This window comes from Chryseobacterium viscerum (assembly GCF_002899945.2).
GTDB lineage: Bacteria > Bacteroidota > Bacteroidia > Flavobacteriales > Weeksellaceae > Chryseobacterium > Chryseobacterium viscerum.
On the sequence record NZ_PPEG02000008.1, the window covers coordinates 199,816 to 219,403 of the forward strand.

General features: G+C 35.0%; 15 protein-coding genes. 5 read left to right on the forward strand and 10 right to left on the reverse strand.

The genetic code is table 11. From position 1 onward, the window contains the following. Positions 1–12 precede the first annotated feature (12 nt). Positions 13–1,176: a 2-isopropylmalate synthase gene (locus C1634_RS19025; protein WP_109738954.1), complete on the reverse strand. Its 1,164-nt coding sequence runs from the start codon at positions 1,174–1,176 to the stop codon at positions 13–15. Between the two features lie 148 nt (positions 1,177–1,324). Here C1634_RS19025 and C1634_RS19030 point away from each other — a divergent pair, with 148 nt between their 5' ends. Further along, positions 1,325–2,869, forward strand: coding sequence for a hypothetical protein (locus C1634_RS19030; RefSeq protein WP_109738955.1), 1,545 nt, complete (start codon positions 1,325–1,327; stop codon positions 2,867–2,869). 191 nt (positions 2,870–3,060) lie between these two features. Here the strand turns inward: C1634_RS19030 and C1634_RS19035 are convergent, their stop codons facing one another. Beyond that, positions 3,061–4,035, reverse strand: coding sequence for a dipeptidase (locus tag C1634_RS19035; protein WP_109738956.1), 975 nt, complete (start codon positions 4,033–4,035; stop codon positions 3,061–3,063). Between the two features lie 244 nt (positions 4,036–4,279). Between C1634_RS19035 and thrS the strand changes: the two genes are divergently transcribed. After that, positions 4,280–6,199: a threonine--tRNA ligase gene (thrS, locus tag C1634_RS19040; RefSeq protein WP_103235020.1), complete on the forward strand. Its 1,920-nt coding sequence runs from the start codon at positions 4,280–4,282 to the stop codon at positions 6,197–6,199. A 165-nt stretch (positions 6,200–6,364) separates the two neighbouring features. Next, a complete protein-coding gene (infC, locus tag C1634_RS19045; RefSeq protein ID WP_185097810.1) occupies positions 6,365–6,865 on the forward strand; it encodes a translation initiation factor IF-3 in 501 nt (166 codons plus the stop codon). 147 nt (positions 6,866–7,012) lie between these two features. On the opposite strand, the gene C1634_RS19050 is transcribed toward infC, so the two are convergent. Further along, positions 7,013–7,573, reverse strand: coding sequence for a hypothetical protein (locus C1634_RS19050; RefSeq protein WP_103235546.1), 561 nt, complete (start codon positions 7,571–7,573; stop codon positions 7,013–7,015). A 159-nt stretch (positions 7,574–7,732) separates the two neighbouring features. On the opposite strand from C1634_RS19050, the gene C1634_RS19055 reads away from it, so the two are divergent. Continuing rightward, positions 7,733–8,806: a resolvase gene (locus C1634_RS19055; RefSeq protein WP_109738957.1), complete on the forward strand. Its 1,074-nt coding sequence runs from the start codon at positions 7,733–7,735 to the stop codon at positions 8,804–8,806. Between the two features lie 108 nt (positions 8,807–8,914). Continuing rightward, on the forward strand, positions 8,915–9,481 hold the full coding sequence (locus tag C1634_RS19060; RefSeq protein ID WP_109738958.1) for a hypothetical protein: 567 nt from the start codon (positions 8,915–8,917) through the stop codon (positions 9,479–9,481). Between the two features lie 85 nt (positions 9,482–9,566). On the opposite strand, the gene C1634_RS19065 is transcribed toward C1634_RS19060, so the two are convergent. The 7 genes from C1634_RS19065 to C1634_RS19095 form a co-directional block, all read right to left on the reverse strand. Then, positions 9,567–10,196 carry a response regulator transcription factor gene (locus C1634_RS19065; RefSeq protein ID WP_103235305.1) on the reverse strand — a complete coding sequence of 210 codons (630 nt, stop codon included), beginning with the start codon at positions 10,194–10,196 and terminating at the stop codon, positions 9,567–9,569. Positions 10,197–10,198: 2 nt separating this feature from the next. Further along, the gene (locus tag C1634_RS19070; RefSeq protein ID WP_228410113.1) at positions 10,199–12,529 is read right to left on the reverse strand and encodes a tetratricopeptide repeat-containing sensor histidine kinase; all 2,331 of its coding nucleotides are present in this window, start codon (positions 12,527–12,529) and stop codon (positions 10,199–10,201) included. After that, positions 12,468–14,936, reverse strand: a complete 2,469-nt coding sequence (locus tag C1634_RS19075) for a tetratricopeptide repeat protein (protein WP_109738959.1) — start codon at positions 14,934–14,936, stop codon at positions 12,468–12,470. Before C1634_RS19075 ends, C1634_RS19070 begins: the two co-directional genes overlap by 62 nt. 21 nt (positions 14,937–14,957) lie before the next feature. Then, positions 14,958–16,175, reverse strand: coding sequence for a hypothetical protein (locus C1634_RS19080; RefSeq protein ID WP_103233537.1), 1,218 nt, complete (start codon positions 16,173–16,175; stop codon positions 14,958–14,960). A 46-nt stretch (positions 16,176–16,221) separates the two neighbouring features. After that, positions 16,222–16,986 (reverse strand): hypothetical protein, encoded by a 765-nt coding sequence (locus tag C1634_RS19085; RefSeq protein WP_103233536.1) that lies wholly within the window; start codon positions 16,984–16,986, stop codon positions 16,222–16,224. Position 16,987: 1 nt separating this feature from the next. After that, the gene (locus C1634_RS19090) at positions 16,988–17,440 is read right to left on the reverse strand and encodes a hypothetical protein (protein ID WP_103233535.1); all 453 of its coding nucleotides are present in this window, start codon (positions 17,438–17,440) and stop codon (positions 16,988–16,990) included. Between the two features lie 427 nt (positions 17,441–17,867). Further along, entirely contained in the window at positions 17,868–19,349 is a 1,482-nt protein-coding gene (locus tag C1634_RS19095; RefSeq protein WP_228410114.1) for a hypothetical protein, read from the reverse strand. Positions 19,350–19,588 lie beyond the last annotated feature (239 nt).

A 19,588-nucleotide genomic window follows, 5' to 3' on the forward strand; every position in this document is an offset into this window, starting at 1 on the left:
TTAAATCAAACCTTACCCTATTTTTCTGCTGAAAGAATCCATCATGATGCTCAGGTCATCGTTATCAATTTCTTTTTTAAGGTCAGCAATTTTCAAAAATTCCTGATATAAATAATCAAGTTCATTCTTCGTAATATCATACCCGATATTTTTAAAGCGGTATGCCAATGCTGAACGTCCGCTTCTTGCAGTAAGAATGATAGAAGATGCATTCACTCCTACTTCAGCAGGATCAATGATTTCATAAGTTTCTCTGTTTTTGATTACTCCATCCTGATGAATTCCCGAGCTGTGCGCAAATGCGTTAGCTCCAACAATAGCTTTATTAGGCTGCACAGACATCCCCATCAGTTCAGATACCATTGTACTCATTTCATTCAACATTCTGGAATTGACATCAGTATGCAGATTTAAATTTTTATGCTGTTTTAAAATCATGACGACTTCTTCTAATGCCGTATTTCCTGCTCTTTCTCCCAATCCGTTGATGGTACATTCAATCTGACGGGCACCATTAATAGCTCCAGCAATAGAATTGGCAGTAGCCAGCCCAAGATCATTGTGACAATGGCATGACAATACTGCTTTTTCAATTCCTTTTACGTTTTCTCGCAGGTATTTTATTTTCTGTCCATACTCTTCTGGAAGACAATATCCTGTGGTATCGGGAATATTCAACACTGTAGCTCCAGCTTTAATTACAGCTTCACATACCTGTGCCAGGTAATCATTATCTGTTCTTCCGGCATCTTCAGCATAAAACTCTACATCTTCCACATAGCTTTTTGCGTATCGAACTGCATCTGCTGCTCTCTCAATGATATCTTCTCTTGTTGAATTGAATTTATATCTGATATGGGAATCAGAAGTTCCGATTCCGGTGTGTATTCTTGGTCTTTTGGCGAATTTCAATGCTTCTGCAGCGACATCAATATCTTTTTTATTTGCTCTTGTCAATCCACATACTTTTGCATTTTTCACCAGTTTTGAAATTTCAGAAACAGATTCAAAATCTCCAGGACTGGAAATCGGAAACCCTGCTTCAATGATATCAATCCCCAGCCCATCCAGCCTTTCAGCAATAATCAGTTTTTGTTCCGTGTTGAGTTTACATCCCGGCACCTGCTCCCCATCTCTTAGTGTTGTATCAAAAATTTCAATTTTATCGGAATTCATAAGTGAAGTTTTTTACTTAATTTTGGTTCAAAACTACAGCTTGCAATATTTTTTGATTTTCACTTTTTGTGAAAACTACAATATTCAACTGTTGAAAAAATGATCGTATTCATTTATTAGTCAGTATTTTAATTTATAAAAATTTACAATGGCAGAATTGCAGAAAGATTTTTTGTTTGTATTGGTAAAGTCATTGACCACCTCAGAAAAACGACAGTTTAAGTTATATGTAAACCGTCTCGGAATTAACGTAGATGCCAAATTTCTCCTGTTATTTTCCGAAATAGACAAGATGAAGGAATATGATGAAAGTGTAATTATTGAGAAAAAAATTTCTACAAAGCAGCAACTTTCCAATCTTAAAGCCCATCTTTACAAACAGGTTCTGGTAAGTCTCCGGATGAACCCAAGCCATCAGAATTATAGAATTCAGCTCCGGGAACAGTTGGATTTTGCCAATATCCTCTATCAAAAAGGACTTTATAAGCAGGCTTTAAAAATATTGGATAAAACCAAGCAGTCTGCCCTCGAACTGGATGAAAAAAGTATTGCTTCCGAAATCATAGATCTTGAAAAAGTGATTGAATCACAGTTTATTACACGAAGTATTGAAGGACGCGCTGAAGAGCTCATCAAACAATCCCAGGAAATAAGCAAACAGAACCGATATACCACAAAATTATCTAATCTTTCACTGAAATTATACAGTGAAATGCTCACCCATGGCTATGTAAAAAATGATACAGGCCGACAGGAAGTGATGGATGTTTTCAATGCTCAGATTAAAAATATAAGCCCGGAAAAACTGAACTTTACTGAAAAGCTTTGGTATTACAAGGCTCATGTCTGGAAAAACCAGCTTTTACAGGATTATAAGTATACATTGAAATATGCTTATCAATGGGTAGATCTTTTTCATAAGAAGCCTGAAATGATCTTCAGTCATCCGGTTTGGTACATCAAAGGCAATACGTATCTGCTGAAAATTCTGTTTCTGTATGGAAATATTGACATTCTGGAAGAACATTTTGCCAACTTTAATAAGATGGTAAATGCTGAAAATTTTGCCCAGAATGAAAATCTGCAATCTCTTATTTTCCTTACCCACTACAATACACTGATGAATATTCACTTTGTAAAAGGCGAATTTTTCACGGGAACCAAGCTTATTCCTGAAGTGGAATTAAAAATGGAAAAACTCAGAGAAAGAATTGACGAACACCACTTTATGATTCTCTACCTTAAAATGGCAGCGATGTTTTTCGGCAGTAAAATGTTTGAAAAATCAATTGAGTATTCTATGAGGGTGATAGAGTCAAAAGGAAATGTACAGGAAGATCTGTTGTTTCATACCCGCATTTTGATTTTAATGGCGAAGTATGAGTCCGGAAATGATGAGGATTATGATGAATTTATTGCCTCTACATTGAAGTTTGCAAAAAAGATGAAAAAACCGGAAGACTTCCATTTTGAAAGCATTCAGTTTTTTAAGAATCTTAATAATCAGGTGTTGAATCAAAGACAGAAAGCCTTTGAAAGTTTTGATAAAAAGCTGGAAGAATTTTCTAATAATGAATATTACAGACGGTCATTATTTTATATTGATATTCATGGATGGATCAAATCTAAAGTCCAGAATGTAGATGTAATTGAAATCATCAAACAGAAAGTAAAGTATAAAAGAAAGCATTAAATAAAAACACATAAATCACTGTTTTAAAAGCAATTAAAATAGTTTATTTAATGTAAAATTAAACATTTAAAACAGTCAATTTATTTAAAAAATAATCTCTCGCCGATTGAGCAAACTAAGCAGATCTTTTTATGTACATCTGCGAAATCAGCTGAATCTGCGAGAGAATACAATCGTGTTCAATGCTGTTTTTATTTATACATATTCTCTATAAACCTAAGAGCATTTTTATGACTGATCTTTTCTACCAGTTCGGATGAGAAGCGTTTTTCAATTTCTTTATTGATTGCATTGAACGCAGACGCGTCATCATATCCTTCAAAGAAAAAAGGATAGCGGGATTTATCAGGATGGTTTTTGCAAAAGAAAAAATCGGCACCATAAGCAATAGTATCTTCCGCTCCTAAATCAAGACCGTACTGAATATGTTCATATAACATTTCGGGATTTTTCTCATCAATACAGTTGCGGATAAAATTGAGCCCTATTAATCCTTTCCTTTTAATAACTTCTTTTGCCAGCTCATCAGGAAGGTTTCTTTTTTTGTCATGTACTTGTCTATAATTAGAATGACTTGCCAAAATAGGAATCTTGTAGTTTCTTTGATCTATATAATTAAGAATTCCATAGGCAAGCTGATCACTGGTATGCGCCAGATCAATAGCGATATTCTTTTCTGAAATATAATCTAGAAGAACTTTTCCGTCATCTTTCAGTCCCACATCAGAATTGTTTCCTCCTCCAAAACGGTTTTCAGTATGATGGGTTATTCCCAGGTAAAGAACTCGCTGTGTTTTTTCAATGATATCTTCCAGGTTTTTAAAACCAGATTCCAGGGTATCACTTTCGCCACAAAAGCCGGATGCATTTTCAATAGAAGCAATAACCCCTACTTTATTTGTGTTCTCAGGATTCTTATAGTTTTCACCATCCAATAAGAAAAAACTTTCATTTTGCAGGAGATCTGAAAATATTTCACTCTGTTTTGCTCCATAAACAGTGCTATTGTCTCCTGTTGCCGAATATATGGCCATAACCTGAAGTTTTACATTTCCTTCTTTTAAATAAGGAAGTGAACAGCCAAGCTCTTTGTCATCAATTAATGAGCCCGGTTCTAATAAATAGCATAATAAATCGCAGTGCAAATCAACATTTATAGTATTCATATTGAAGTGTAATTTGTTTGTTTTTAAAGCGTTTCAAAAAAGAAAATGAGTCATAATAGCAAGGAAATACAGATCAGAAAATTCTGAAGTATTTTTATGCGACAAGCTGAATCTGGAGTTCAATAAGACAAAAACACCCCTGTTTTTCTTTTTTAATATTAATTTCTCGTTCTAAATATATTGCTAATATAGTATATTATCTAAAAATTCCGTATTTTTGCATCTTAAAATTTCTTAGTAAACAATGATAAAAATTACACTTCCAGACAATAATGTCAAAGAATTCGAGGGAGCAGTGACTCCACTAGATGTGGCAAAATCTATAAGCGAGGGATTGGCTAGAAACACCATTTCCGCAATTGTTAATGACAAACAAGTAGAAACGACCACACCTATAACCACGGATTCTACGGTACAGCTATTGACATGGAATGATGATCTTGGAAAGAAGGCTTTCTGGCACTCTTCTGCCCACCTTTTGGCGCAGGCAATCCTTGAATTTTATCCTAATGCTAAGTTGACGATCGGGCCAGCCATTGAAAGCGGATTCTACTATGATGTAGATTTCGGGGATGAAAACTTATCTGAAAAAGATTTTGAAAAGATTGAGAAAAAGATCTTAGAAAATGCGAAGAAAGGTTCTACCTTCTCCCTATATCCGGTTTCTAAAGATGAAGCTTTAAAAACATATGCAGACAACCCGTACAAAGTAGAATTGATCTCTAATCTTAATGATGGAGAAATCACTTTTGTAACGCACGATAATTTCACAGATTTATGTCGTGGTGGTCACATTCCAAATACAGGAATTGTAAAAGCGGTTAAAATTTTAAATGCAGCAGGAGCCTATTGGAGAGGAAATGAAAAGAACCCACAATTGACAAGAGTATATGGTATTTCTTTCCCTAAACAGAAAGATCTTACTGAATATCTTGAAAGATTGGAAGAGGCAAAAAGAAGAGACCACAGAAAATTAGGTAAAGAACTTGGAATTTTTGCATTTTCTGAAAAAGTAGGTGCCGGTTTACCCCTATGGTTGCCAAAAGGTACTGCTTTAAGAAGAAAACTGGAAAACTTCCTTTCAGAAGCTCAGAAAAAAGGAGGGTATGAATTTGTAATGTCTCCACATATTGGATCTAAAGAATTATACGTAACTTCTGGTCACTGGGATAAATATGGAGCAGACAGCTTCCAACCGATCAAAACTCCGAACGAAGGTGAAGAATTTTTGCTGAAGCCAATGAACTGTCCTCACCACTGTGAAATTTACAAGACTTCACAATGGAGCTACAGAGACTTGCCAAAGAGATATGCAGAGTTCGGTACCGTATACAGATATGAGCAGAGTGGAGAGCTTCACGGTTTAACAAGAGTTCGTGGATTTACTCAGGATGATGCTCACCTTTTCTGTACTCCGGATCAGCTATCTGAAGAATTTGAAAAAGTAATTGACTTGACTCTTTATGTTTTCAAATCTCTAGGTTTTGAAGATTTTGTTACTCAGGTTTCATTAAGAGATCCTGAAAACAAAGAAAAATATATCGGTTCTGATGAGAACTGGGAGAAAGCAGAAAGTGCCATCATCAATGCTGCTCAGAAGAAAGGTTTGAAAACTGTTATCGAATATGGTGAAGCAGCATTCTATGGTCCTAAACTTGACTTCATGGTGAAGGACGCTTTAGGAAGAAAATGGCAGCTGGGAACCATTCAGGTAGATTATAACCTACCGGAAAGGTTCGATCTTCATTATATCGGAAATGATAATGAAAAACACAGACCGGTAATGATCCACAGAGCACCTTTCGGTTCTATGGAGCGTTTCATCGCTATTTTGTTAGAAAACACGGCAGGTGATTTCCCATTATGGCTGAGCCCGGATCAGTTTATTATTCTACCGATCAGTGAAAAATATGTAGATTATTCGAAAAAAGTTTCAGAATTTTTGGAAAATCACGATATTAGCGGTCAGATTGATGACAGAAACGAGAAGACAGGTAAAAAGATCCGTGATGCTGAATTGAAGAAGATTCCTTTCATGCTTGTAGTAGGGGAAAATGAAGAAAATGAAGGCACGATTTCTGTAAGAAGACGTGGAGAAGGAGATCTTGGAGTGATGAAACTAGAAGATTTTGTAGCTTACTTCAAAAAAGAGGCAGCAATATAAATTTAAAATTAAAAGATTGAAGGATTCAAAAATAAATGGGATCTTTCAATTTTTAAATATTTAAATCAATTAAATTAAGTAATTAACCAATAAAATTATAATACAATAGCACAAAGATTTAACAACAGGGGCCCACAAAGACGTCCTGTACAGGAGGACTTACACTTGATCAACGATAAAATTCGTGTGAGAGAGCTTCGTTTGGTGGGCGATAACGTAGAGCCAGGAATTTATCCAATTGACAAAGCAAGACAGATTGCAGCGGATCAGGAGTTGGATTTAGTAGTAATTTCTGATAAAGCAGAACCTTTTATTGCAAGAATATTAGAATATAAAAAATTCTTGTATGAGCAAAAGAAAAAACAAAAGGAACTTAAAGCTAAGCAAGTAAAAGTGGTTGTAAAAGAGATCCGTTTCGGACCTCAGACTGATGATCACGATTATGAATTCAAGAAGAAGCATGCTGAAAAATTCCTTGAAGAAGGTTCAAAATTAAAAACCTACGTATTTTTTAAAGGACGTTCGATTATCTTTAAGGACCAGGGAGAAATTTTGCTTTTAAAACTTGCTCAGGAATTGGAGCATGTAGGTAAAGTAGATCAGCTTCCTAAGCTTGAAGGAAAAAGGATGATTATGATGATGAGTCCTAAAAAACCAGCAAAATAATTAAATCATTATTTTACATATAAACCTCAAAGCAATTTGAGGTTTTTTTGTTGTACAATTTTCAGGAAAGTTATAGAAACCGTTGATTCAGACTACTCTACCGCCTGAACCAACGATCATCTTCCCATAGAAATTTATAAAATTCTATTATCCTTCAAAATCACCACAATCATGCTCTGTAAAAAGAGGCAAAGCTTTTTGGGTGGTGAAATAGGTGGATATTCTTTTGTTTTTCATTTCCAATTTCTGACCTTCTATAACAAGTTCGTAAACCGGAGATTTATCTATTTGAATTAAAGTATAAATTCTTTCCGGGGTTTTAAAAATAGTTTTATTTCCTTCTATAGAATATGAAAAATCAAAGATTTCAAAGATGTCCTTTTCATCACAAACATTCGTCCATCTTATTTTGTTCTTTATGATGGATAGACTTGCTAAATCGCATGAATAACAGTTACCTGAGAACTCAATTCCATATTTCTCATACACATTTGTGCTTTTACTATTCAATACATCAATAGGAACTAACGATGTAAAATCACTTGGCACTTCTAATTTTGGTATGTCCTTCTTTTCCGGATCCGTTTTAGAAACCGGAGCTGTTTTTACATCTGGAGAAGCATTTTTTTCCACTTTTTTTTCTGTAACAGGTGAGCAGGAAGCTAGTAAAGCTATGACAACTGAAAAGCTGATTATTACGTTTTTCATTTTTATAAAAATAATTTACAATACTTAGTGTATCGTTTTGTAAAATTGTTCAAATTCTATCGTTTGATATATCCCTGTTTTCAGCCATTTATTCCCCATTTTAGGCGGTTTTGTTGGCTGCTGGTCTGAATACTGATACATTTGCCCAAAAATATAAAAATGAAATTCTTAAATCAATTCTTTATATCATCTATGGTTGTTTTTGTGGGCTGTAACCAACAGAATAAAATGTCAGAAACCAACAAGACGGAAACTGAAATTAAGCAAAAAACAATAACCTTTGCTGATTTCAAAAAAATAAAAGGAGTAGATAATGTACAGGATGTCCCCTTTCAGTTATTCACCAAGCTGGATTCTATACAGTTTTTTGTAAGTCCAAGCAAAGATGCGGCTCATCTGAAAATAGCTTATCATAAACTTCATAATTATTATGGATTTGAAGAGTTTAAGGACTTCTACTCCATTCATTACAGCATTGATAATAATATTTCGAACAGCATTGAAGCTTTTGTTTTGAAATCAGAATTCAAGGCATCATTTGAATTGACTTTAAAAGGGGTGGATCTTTATGAGATCAGAAGCAGTACATTTAAAAAATCTGATGATTTTAAGAATAAATCTTTTAGCAAATACGGAACAATTGCTGAGATTTCAGAGCAGGAATTTAAAGCAAGCTTAAAAAACCGAATCGGTGAAGCATTGGTAAAAAATCCGAATGTACAGCTGCAAGATGGTAACTGGGTATACACTGACAATAGCAGAAAAGAGGTTATCACACAACATGAAAATATATCTACCGAAACCGGACCACTTGCTAATGAATATGTAGGACGATCACCTTTCTTAAATCTGGAGGTTTTCAAAGAAAATACTGATGAAACCGTAGATTCTTTCTATTCTTTTTACAATATAAAAAATGCACCCATGTTTGAATTGGGTACACAGGGTTATCCACAGATTCTACCCACTAAGAGCTGGGTCACTTACATCTCATCCAATAATGATGTGGGGAGTAATTTTGTGATCACCCAATATTTACCACAAACCAAAAGACAGGAGAACCTTTTGTATGCCAATTTCACCAACTTCAAAATAGCCGATGAAAAAAAGGCATTCTGGACAGATAATGAGACCTTTTATGCAGAAGTTTATCCACTCAATTCTGCTTCGGCTAATGGTAAAAAACAGAAAACGGCTTTTATCAAAATTCAACTGAAAGCTAATCTGTTTTAAGTAAGGATGCATTTTAATATCTATCAATAAGATAAAAACCCCTGAAACCAGCGAGTGTCTAAGGGAATAAAGTCTAATATCTTTGCTGCAATTATTTAAAGAGATACAATGAAAAAATTAAGTTTAACCCTTCTTTTTTGTTTACTAAGTCTTATGACTTTCGCACAATCCTTAAAAGTAGTTATAAAACAGGATGGAAAAGTGATTGAGCCCGTGAATGATGTTTATGAACTGAAAAAATCTACATTCCTGTTCGAAATTACCTCTACCAATCTGGAGGGATTTTTAGTGGGGGCCACTACGAATAAGGATATTTATGCCGGAGCCTTAGGTCTTTTGAATACGGAGGTTCCATGGTTTCAGAATACAGGTATGGCGGAGGAACTCTATAACAAGGACAAAGAAATGTTTCTGATGGATTCTGCGCCTTCCTATTGGTATTATACAGACGCGAGAGACCATAGATTCGATAAAAACCCTAAAGGCAACATCAAACAGTGGACAGCTACCCGTACTATTACAAGGTTTTATGATATCATGGTGGATCAGCCCATCAATTTAAAAGATTTTGATGGCAGCGTTTACCTATTAATGTATCAGCCTGAATATAACGACGAGTATGATTTAATAGGAAAGAAAAACCTATTCCAGGCTGCGTTGAAATTCAAAGATTAATGACTACACACCTAAATTATTTGATTATATAAAAAAAGGTCTGCTTCCGTAATGAAAGCAGGCCTTTTTTGTGGAATGAATATTTTTACGCGATAATCAAGCCGTATTCTATCGCTAATTTTATCGCTGAGCTGAGATTGGATGTTTGAAATTTTTCAATAAGGTTTTTTCTGTGGCTCTCTACCGTATGCGGGCTGATAAAGAGCTTTTCTGCCATTTGATTGGTCGTAAGCCCTCTTGCTGCTTCCCCCAGAATTTCTTTTTCTCTTCTTGTCAATTTCGGGACCTGGCTTAATCCATCCACCGATTTTTTCTCCAGAACAGACCTGGTTTGTGAGCATAAAAACCGATTCCCTTCATATACGGTAGTAATGCCTTCCAGAATTTCAGAAACTGAAGCATTTTTTTGAATGTATCCCAAAGCACCTTCAGCCAAAGAACTATTGATTACAGGCAGTTCATTGTGAACGCTAAGGATAATAATCTGGAGATTTCCGTATTTTTTCTTTAAAGGTTTTATGAGTTCAATGCTGTTGGTATCTACCAGATTGATGTCCAGCAACAAAATATCAATGGTTTGCTTTGCAAGGCCTGCATTCATTTCTGAAACGTTTCTGAAACAATCTACGACATCTATAGTGCTGCTGTTTCCTAAAATATTCTTCAATCCTTCTAAGAGAAGTGGATGATCGTCTGTTATGGCTACTTTTATCATGTTTAATGAATAGGAATTTGAAGTTCTATACTGGTTCCAATATTCAGTTCGGAGGTGATATTCATCGTTCCTTTTAAAAACTGGACTCTGAGTTCTATATTGTGAAAACCGGCTGTTTTTTTCTCGTCTAAGCTTGCAGGGTCAAAACCTTTTCCATTGTCTTCTACGGTAAGGTTTAATGCATTTTCTTCCTCACTGATCTGAATAATAATTTCGGAAGTATTGGCATGTTTTATGGCGTTGTTGACCAATTCCTGGATAATTCTGTAAATGATCAGTTGCTTTTCCTGTGATATGGAATTGCTGTAATTGATAAATTCTGTGTGAATTTCTAATGCATTATTGGATATACGCAGGGCAAACTCCTGAATAGCGATTTCAAGACCGTATTTCAGTAGTAAATCGGGCATTAAATTGTGCGCTACACGTCTTAACTCCTCCACCGCACCATCAATCTGGTCAATTGATTTAGAAATCCCTTCTTCTATATTCCCGGACTGATGAGGGTTCAAATAAGACAACTGATGTTTGGTTCCCGAAAGCAGACCTCCCAATCCGTCATGGAGATCACGGGCCAGACGGCCACGCTCCTGCTCCTGTCCTTCGAGTAATGCTGTAAGCGTAGATATTTTTGAGTTTTGTTTCTCTTTTTCCATGGCTAAAGTATGCAGCTCGTCTCTCCGCTTGATGGACTTCGCACGCTGTTTATAGGCATAAAGTAGTAAGAGGATCAAAACAATGAAGAATATAATAAAGAAAATATAGTAAGTATTGATCTTTTCTTTGAACGCCAGCAGCTTTTTGTAGGTGTTGATATCGTTGTTCTTCTGCTGGGTTTCTAATTTTGCCAAGTGAAGCTGCTGCTCTTTTTTCTCCGATTCAAGTTCTGAGAATTTCAGTCGTTCACGTTGGTTTTCTTCTACCAGTTTTAAGTTGTTGTACACCTGTTCCCGCTGTGCCCGCAGGATGTTGATCAACTTAATTTCCTGTGCTTTTTTATCACTTTCCAGTTGCAGTTTTATATATTTCTGCTCTTGTCGTTCTTTATCAAACTGAGATTCCAATCTTTTGGTAATATCCAGTTTTTCCTGATCGTAAACGCTTTTATATTTGTCAACATAACTTTTATAATACGTAAGTGCTTCTTTATAATTGCCCTGCTCTTCGCTTATTCTGGATAAAGATTCAAGAATAGACAATTCTATATTATGATCTCTGACAGGGCTTTTCCCAATTTCCATAGAAGCTTTTAGAAAATAAGATTTAGCTAAGTCATAATTTTTATCCTGTAGGGCCAGTTCTGCCAGAATCCCAAATGAAGAAGCGATATGAATGGGATCTCCTATTTCCAGACTCACGCTGTTGGCTAACCTGGCATATTGCATGGCCTTCTCTCTATTAAAACCAGTATACAGATTGGCTAAATTGATCGCAGCATAGGAAAGACTGCTTCTGTTGAGCATAGCCTCTTTATTTTTGTTGAAAGTCGTGATAGCCTGCAGATAATACTGCTCTGTTTTATTTCTAAACTCTGTATTCGATGAATTTTGGGTGTATTTCTGTTCGTATACGTAGCCCATTCTCATATAGGCATCGAAGATAAGATTAGGATCATTTTGTTTGGATGCCAACAGGAGAAATTGTTTGCTGTATTTCTCTTCCAGTTGGTATTCATTGAGGTTGGAATAAATAGCAGACAACTCTTTGGCTGTATTGCCAAATCTTCCGTACAGCGTGGAAGTGGTTGGCGAATTTTCGTAATATTCGATCGCTTTTAGATAAGCAGCAACGGCATCAGTCGTTTTATTATTGCGTACCAAAATCCAGCCTTTGGCATATTGCAGATAGCCTTTGGCTTCGTTGCTGTTCGTTTTTAAGCTATACCCTTTTGCCATGTCCAGGCTTTTTAAAGACTCTGCTCCTTTATTATCAAGCCGATAATTCATGGCTTGTACGGCGTACAAAATAGTGGCGTATTTCCCATCAGTCTGTTTTGTGGCGATGGAGATATTGGTTTCTAAAACCTGATAAGATTTAGACTTAAGGTTATGAAAAAATAAGGCTGTAGCGTATTTGGGAGCCAGATTCAGCTGCTCTGTTGTATTGTTTGAAGCATGGTTATATTCCTTTTCTAATTTGCTTAAAACATCTTGTGCCTGAACAAAAAACGGACAAAAAAGTACAATAAATATAAACAATAACCTGTGCATCAAACCCTTATCTTTATTAAGTTGTATTGTAGTAAAGAATGTAAATATAAGTAAATACCTGCTAATTGATTTTGAAGCCATTTTCTTCAGCGAAAGATCTCCACTTCTGAAGTTTTTTTTCATTTTTAAATACCGGATCTTCACCGTAGTAGTACACCAAACGCTGAGTAGCATATTCGTAAGCATTGTAAGCATTAGCCTGTTCGTAGTACTTAATAGCTTTCTTTGCATCGGCTTTTACCCCCATGCCATGTTCGTAGATAATACCGTAATAGATCCCCGAATAAGACTGATCATAGTCTTTCTTTAAATAGACCAAAAGATTCTTATAGTCTCTTAGCTGGTAATAGATTTCTGAAATTTTATCGTAGTTATAGTAGTTTTTTTTCTCGGCCTTTTGATAAAAATCCAAAGCTTTATCATAATCCTGTATGACATGTTCTCCAAAATAATACAAATCACCTAAATTGGCAAGCGCCATTCCGTCACCAAGCGAAGCGCCTTTTCCGTACGCCTGAATCGCTTTTTTGATATTAAAAGCATATCCGGTTCCGTTGTGGTACAAAGCCCCTATATTGTTCCAGGCTATAGGATGATTTTGCTGTGCCGCTTTTTCGTAATACGCCATCCCTTTTTGTGGGTTAAATAAGGATTCTATTTCAGGATCGGTGAGTAATATCCCCATTTCTACCCAACTATCTATATCGTTTTTCTGGGCAGATAGTTCAAACAAGCGAAGCGCTTCCTGATAATTTTGATTTTCTTTTGCGTCAAAAGCCATTTTTTTAATGATTTCAACATCCATGAACTGTTCAAAGTTACTACCGGCCTGGTTTTTCCAACGGTTATAAAAGGAAGTAAAATATTCCAAATCTTTTCCCCGCAATGAATACCGATCCAGATAAATAGGTCCATACTCAGCTGTCTCTACCGGATGAATGCTTCTGTCTTCATTTATTCTAAACATATTAGCCCCTTTATACAGAAACAACAACCCTTCTTCCGTTCTATAATTCAAAGGATTAGAAATATAGTCATACAATTCGGCCGACAAATCATTTTCGAAATCAAACAATTGATACCCTTCATTTTTCTGGACAGATAAAAATCCGTTTTGCAAATAATGAATCTGTTTAATTTCTGATTGAGGAGCGATTAACCAATTCTCATTGTCTGCATCGAAAAGTCCTAATCCGGTTTGGGTTTCCAAGATAAAAGCATTGTTTTTATATCCAATACTTGATTCTGCTTTTACTTTAATAATATATTCATTGTCTAACAAAAACCGATGTTTTAAGGCATGATAGATCTTCCAGTTTTTATCTTTACGAACAGCCAGTGCTTCAAAATGATCTATTAAAATCAATTGATCTGCTTCATCTATTATAATGCCGCCCTTTTCATCAATCAATCTGCCTTTTTTGTCAAATTTGTTCGGTTTAATCCAAAAACAGGCATTCGTTTTTAAGATACTTCCTTCTAAAAAATCACCCAAATAGAGTCCTTCTTTTGTATAATACCTGCGTTTGCTGATTCCCTTTTGTTTGGTGAAAAACAACTCTGGGAAATAGTCATATTCATAAGGGGTTTCGCTTTCAACAGGAATAATGATACTATTTTCATCGCCATACACTCCAAATTTACCGTCTTTTTCCACCCCTAAAAACCCATAGGCTATTCTTTCGATTGCATCATAATCAGCGGGAACCAGCCAGGTTTTTGAATACACTTTTAAGATCCCCGATTTCCCGTTCACTTTTACTTCACCCAAAGGTTCCAGGGCAAAATCGAACACATCAAAAGCTTCTTCATACATTGGAGGAACCAATTCTTTCCCGTCACTTTGCAGGTACCCGAACAGTCCTTCTTTTTGGATCACCGATATCCCGTAATGATAGTCTGCTTCAAAAATTTCATCATAAATAGCCGGAGCCAAAATGGTACCTTTTGCATCCTTCAGACCGAATTTTCCGTTTTCTTCAAATACAGAAGAGGCTATTTTCTTATAAGCAAGTTCCTCAAAATATCCCAGTCCATAATTGATCCAGTCGGTTTGTAAAATATCGAGAAATGAAGAATAGCCTGTACGCGAAAACAAGGAATCTAATAATGAAAGATTCTGAGTTTCCACCGCTTTTTTATACAGCTTGTTTTTCTGTTGAATTTCCACCAGCCATTCCTTTGCCTGTACTTTATGCTTTTCTTCATTCATATTGAACACATCTGTGGCATTCAGCACGAAGGAATCATAAGGCAAAGCCTCCAGGAACTCAAACATTTTATTGACAGGTTCGTAGTAAGCTTTTTTGTAATGCAGTTGGTAGGTATCAGCCAGTAAATTGAAAAAATAACGCAGGTGAACAATTCCTTGTTCTTTATTAGAGAAAAACTCAACGTCTTCCACTGTGATATCTTCTGAAATAAGAGGATACAGCAATAATGGAATTTCATAGTTCCACTCGCCTAAATAAGTTTCGAACGATTGATCTGTTTTCTGATCGTAATTGTATAGATAAATACGGTGTGCCATTAGATATACTACGTGTGGTTTTTAACAGTTATAATACGCTTCAGGGATTTTAACTGACTTTTTTGTCATTAGTTCTAATTGCTTAGCAAACTGGTCGAAGAAATAGGTATCCTCTATAAAAACGTACAGATCGTCTTCTGTTTTAAGATGAACCATAAAATCTGAATATCCGGACCCTTTTGCGGGAAGAACATTCTGAAATGAAAAATATGTAATTTTTTCAAGGTCTAAAATCAATGCAGTATCTGTTCCCGTAAATCCAATTTTATTATTAACACTGTCGAGCCAGATACCACTTTTCTCTTTCAGTAATTCCTTTACTTTTAATGGAATATGTTTTACTTCATCATGATCAATATACTTGACTTTCATATCCAATGTAGTATGGAAGGATAGTAATTCGGATATTTCCATCACTTCTTCATATTCTTTATTTTCTAAAAAGCTCTTGTATTCCCGCTTGTTATAGAAATGAAGCGATGTACTTCCATCGTCATACGCATACGCTTTATCATAGGTATAACAAATAGACGCATTTATACCCTGTGCCAAGGCAAATTGAAGATAACATTGATCGTCTCTTTCATAACCGTATTGATGAATATCCACATCGTCACCAATCCATAGTTCGCGTAGTTTTTTGTAACTCTCATCAGTATTTGTTTCATCGTACAGATCTACGAAAAACTCCTGTACAGGGCGATTAATACTGACATTGTCTGCATATACTTCCAATTGATCAATAAGGATTCCTTCTATTCTAACCGGATATTTGAATCTTAAATATTTAGCACCGAAATCGGTAAAATAAACTTCTATACAACCCAATGCTTCCAACTGCTCGTAAGTAGTATCCCAGGATATCATCTGTTTGGGCTCTGTATATACTTCGTAGCCAAAATCACCATCATTCAGATACTCGTCCAGGATCTGATAATTCCGGGGCATTTTTTTCGCCCAAATTTTCACTTTCTCATCTTCTTTTCTTGCCTTACATACAGCAAAAAAAGTTTCGTTATCAAAACGAAACCTATCTGACAGTTCGTGATACACTTCTTCAAACCCCTGTAATTCAGTAGATATATAATGTTGATGATCTGCAAAAACAAACAGAAAAGGTACATTTCCTAAAACCTGTACATAAGCATATTTTAATGAGTGAATGCTTGCATTTTCGATATTGCCATGATCTTTGTAAAAAAGTCTATCTCCTTCTATCCAGGTTTCTTTATTTTCCATTTACTGTTCTTTTGATATAGGTTGTAATGCTGAATTCTTTATTAGATTAAGTATACTCAAAACAGATCACTGCCTTTTTTAATTCTTTATCGTAAAATAAATATAACTGGTCTGCTGCCCATTTTTGAAAATCGTAACCTTCTAAACATCCAATATAATCCATCAGTTCTGTCTCGTTTTTATAAGGTTTTTTTATCAGGTTACATCCCGAAAACTGACATGATTCAAAAGGGAGTTTATCGGAATTTATCTCATCAAAGACACCTGCTATTTTCCCTTGAATTCTTTCCTTCAGATAATCACTAGGCTTATCATTTTCGAGATCCTCTACCGTCAATTGACGCAATCTTTCTAATCTTCTTATATCTTCTACCTCCAATCCCGGTCTGTTAAAATCTTTATCATACAGTTTTCCATTTTTATTGAAGTATGCTTTTAACAAAGAATACATGGCGCTATTCACACTGTATTCAATTTCTTCTTCCGTATATTGATCGCCGTAGTTGGCGGGATCAATTTCTTTGGAAATAGTAAAATATTTCCAATCGGCATCGAATTTATATTTGCCATCCATAACATCGAAGCCAATCATATCTTCTTTTGTAAACCGGGTGTGATATTGCGAAGTAGCATCACCTATTTGCCCATCAAAGAGTTCTTTTACCGACACAATATGCAGCCACTGATCTTCTGATGGATCAATAATTTTTAAATTAATTGAACAAATGGGAAGGAAATATTTTTTATGATTCTCAATATCATCATAAAATACGTCTTCGTACTCCGGAAAAATTTTTATTAAGTCTGTCATTTTATTTTCTTATGAGTTGTAGCTGTTCACCTTCTTTTGCCAAGTTAAAAGACATAGCTTTTGATGGTTTGAAAATTTTTGTTGGAGCTTCACAGGTTCCCGATTTACTCACACTGTCCACCTCCATTTCTATTTGGTTGGTTTCCGTAAAATAATATTTTCCATACACTTCTGTAAAGCAGTCATTTCCGCATTGCCAGCTATCATAACTTTTGAATTTTTCTTCATCCAAGAAGTTTACCGCATGGAAATTAAGGATCCATGCAGAATCTATTCTTTTAGACAGAGAATAGGTTTTTGCGCCTTCTGGAGTAATAAGCCCTCCAACATCTACGATCCAATTCGTGTTTTTCAGGTAATTTGGAAAGTTTGTTTTTTTTCTTTCAGGATTTTTGCAGCTGAAAACACTTATTATCATGAAACTAAAAAGAACTAAGGTAAGAGTCTTATTCATTCTATCAGCTATTTTATTATTGATATCAATTTGCAAAATGTAGGTCTGCAAATATGTTATGTCTTCAAAATTAATGATATGGTTTTATAAAACCCGCTATCTGCTTACTTTTACAGCTTCTTCTTCACTCAATTTTATTTGGCTATTGTTTTTACCCATCTTTTTTATTGTAGTGTTTGTTCGAAATAAGAATTTATCATTGAATTGGGTGTGAAAAAGAAAGCTATAAAAGTTATACAATTAAGAAGGTCAAAATTATTAGAGGTTTCACCGCTTTATTTTTAACAAATCTTTGAGCCAAAGATAGTCAATGGTGTCAGATGAAAATATCCCTGATACTGGTGGTTTTTTAGTTTATTTCATTTTGGGTATCCGTTCTATCTGATACTTATTTTTAATCTGTTCAATGGTAAGAATACTCAGATCATCATTCTTTGTATTCTTTTCCTGAGTAGATATCAATATAGTAGTATAAATCTTGTCCGGAATTAAGTTTTACCCTCACCAAACCATCCGAATTAATGGATTGATAGGCTTTTGATCCAATATTTTTTTTAGTTTTATTATCATAAAGTGTGTACAAACCATCTCTCTCTTTTTGAAGAGCATAGATCTGTTTTTTTATATCCAAAACCGAGACATCGTTGTATTCAGGCTTTATTTCCCAGCTCTTTTTACTGCTGTTCCACAAGCCTTTTGTTCTCAATTGTTTTTCGTTTTCAATAGGAATAAGGTATAAATCATTCATTCCCTGATAAGAATTTATTTTCCCGAATTTCCAGGTTTTCTCAATAAATTCATTGGGTAAAATCATTTTTCTATCGGGCCAAATCACATTGCCAAGCTGATCCAGAACCTTAAAATTATAGGTACCAATAGAATCTGTAACCTCTCCTTTAGTATCGATATATAACCAATCGAAAGCCCAGACATCATGATCGTAATTGAAAACACCCAGCAAAAAATAAGGTGAATTGGTAATAGAATACACTAAGGAAGTTTTTTTGATGAAATCAATTTGAGAGGCTGTTGCCTTGGTAATTTCTTTCGGAAATACTTTTTCATATTGCGGAAAAGGGTAAATATGACCGGTTTTACTATCTGTTAAAAGTTTAGGAACTTCCGGCTCATACCGTTCTTTATTCACTTCATTCAATATTATATTTTCATTTCCAAAGCGGATGGAAAGAGTTTCAGTACCTTTTAGTCCGCTGAGAATTGGCTTCTTCTGATTCAGTTCATACATTGAAAAATTTGTGTTTGAAGCTTTGAGAAATCGTTTGTTCTCCAATAACTCAGCAATATTATTTTCAATTTTATCTAAGCGGTCTTTTCTCATTTCGTAAAGGCTTCCGTTCCAAAAAATATGGTTTCCATCTACAGAAACAAAATTCAAGTAGTAATGATCCTCCAGATACGGAACATCTTCATGAAGTAAGATTTGTTTGGTTTCCAGTACTCCAATCTCAATTTTATGATAGGTTTGTTCTTTCTTGATGTCTCCTCCCATAATATTCCAATCCCATTTCCAGGCAGGCATTTTCTTTTCGTATTCAATGTCTTTTTTATAAAAGGTAAGTCCATTCACCACATTTAAATTGATTTCGCTGGGTGAAAAATCCAAAACAGTCTTTCCATTTTCATCGATGACAGCATATTCATTTTTCTGATTTTCAACCACAGCAAAACCGGTAGGTGTAAACACAGATGCATTTTTGAATTTCTGATTGGTGACAGATTTCAAACTTATCTTATCTACATAGACAAAATCATGCTGCTTAGTTAAAAACGGAATACTATTTATGGTCTTTGTTTTTGGTGGTGCTAATGAAGAGTTTTCTTTTTTCTCCTGAGTACAAGCTGCTGTCGAAGCTGCCATAAAAAGGATACTAAATACTATTGTTTTCAAGTTTTCGAAATTTTATTGATCATCTTAATCAATATTAGAGAGAATCGAAGGATAAGACAATCCCGATTATCAGCTATATTTCATGACAGACACGATGCATTTCAACTAATATTACCTGTATATTATTATTGTTTAAAAATTCTTAATCAATTATTATCTTACATCAATATGTAGTGAAGATTTTCTATCTACATTTGTGAATATAAAAAAGTCAAATACACTATTTATTAATCATTAAA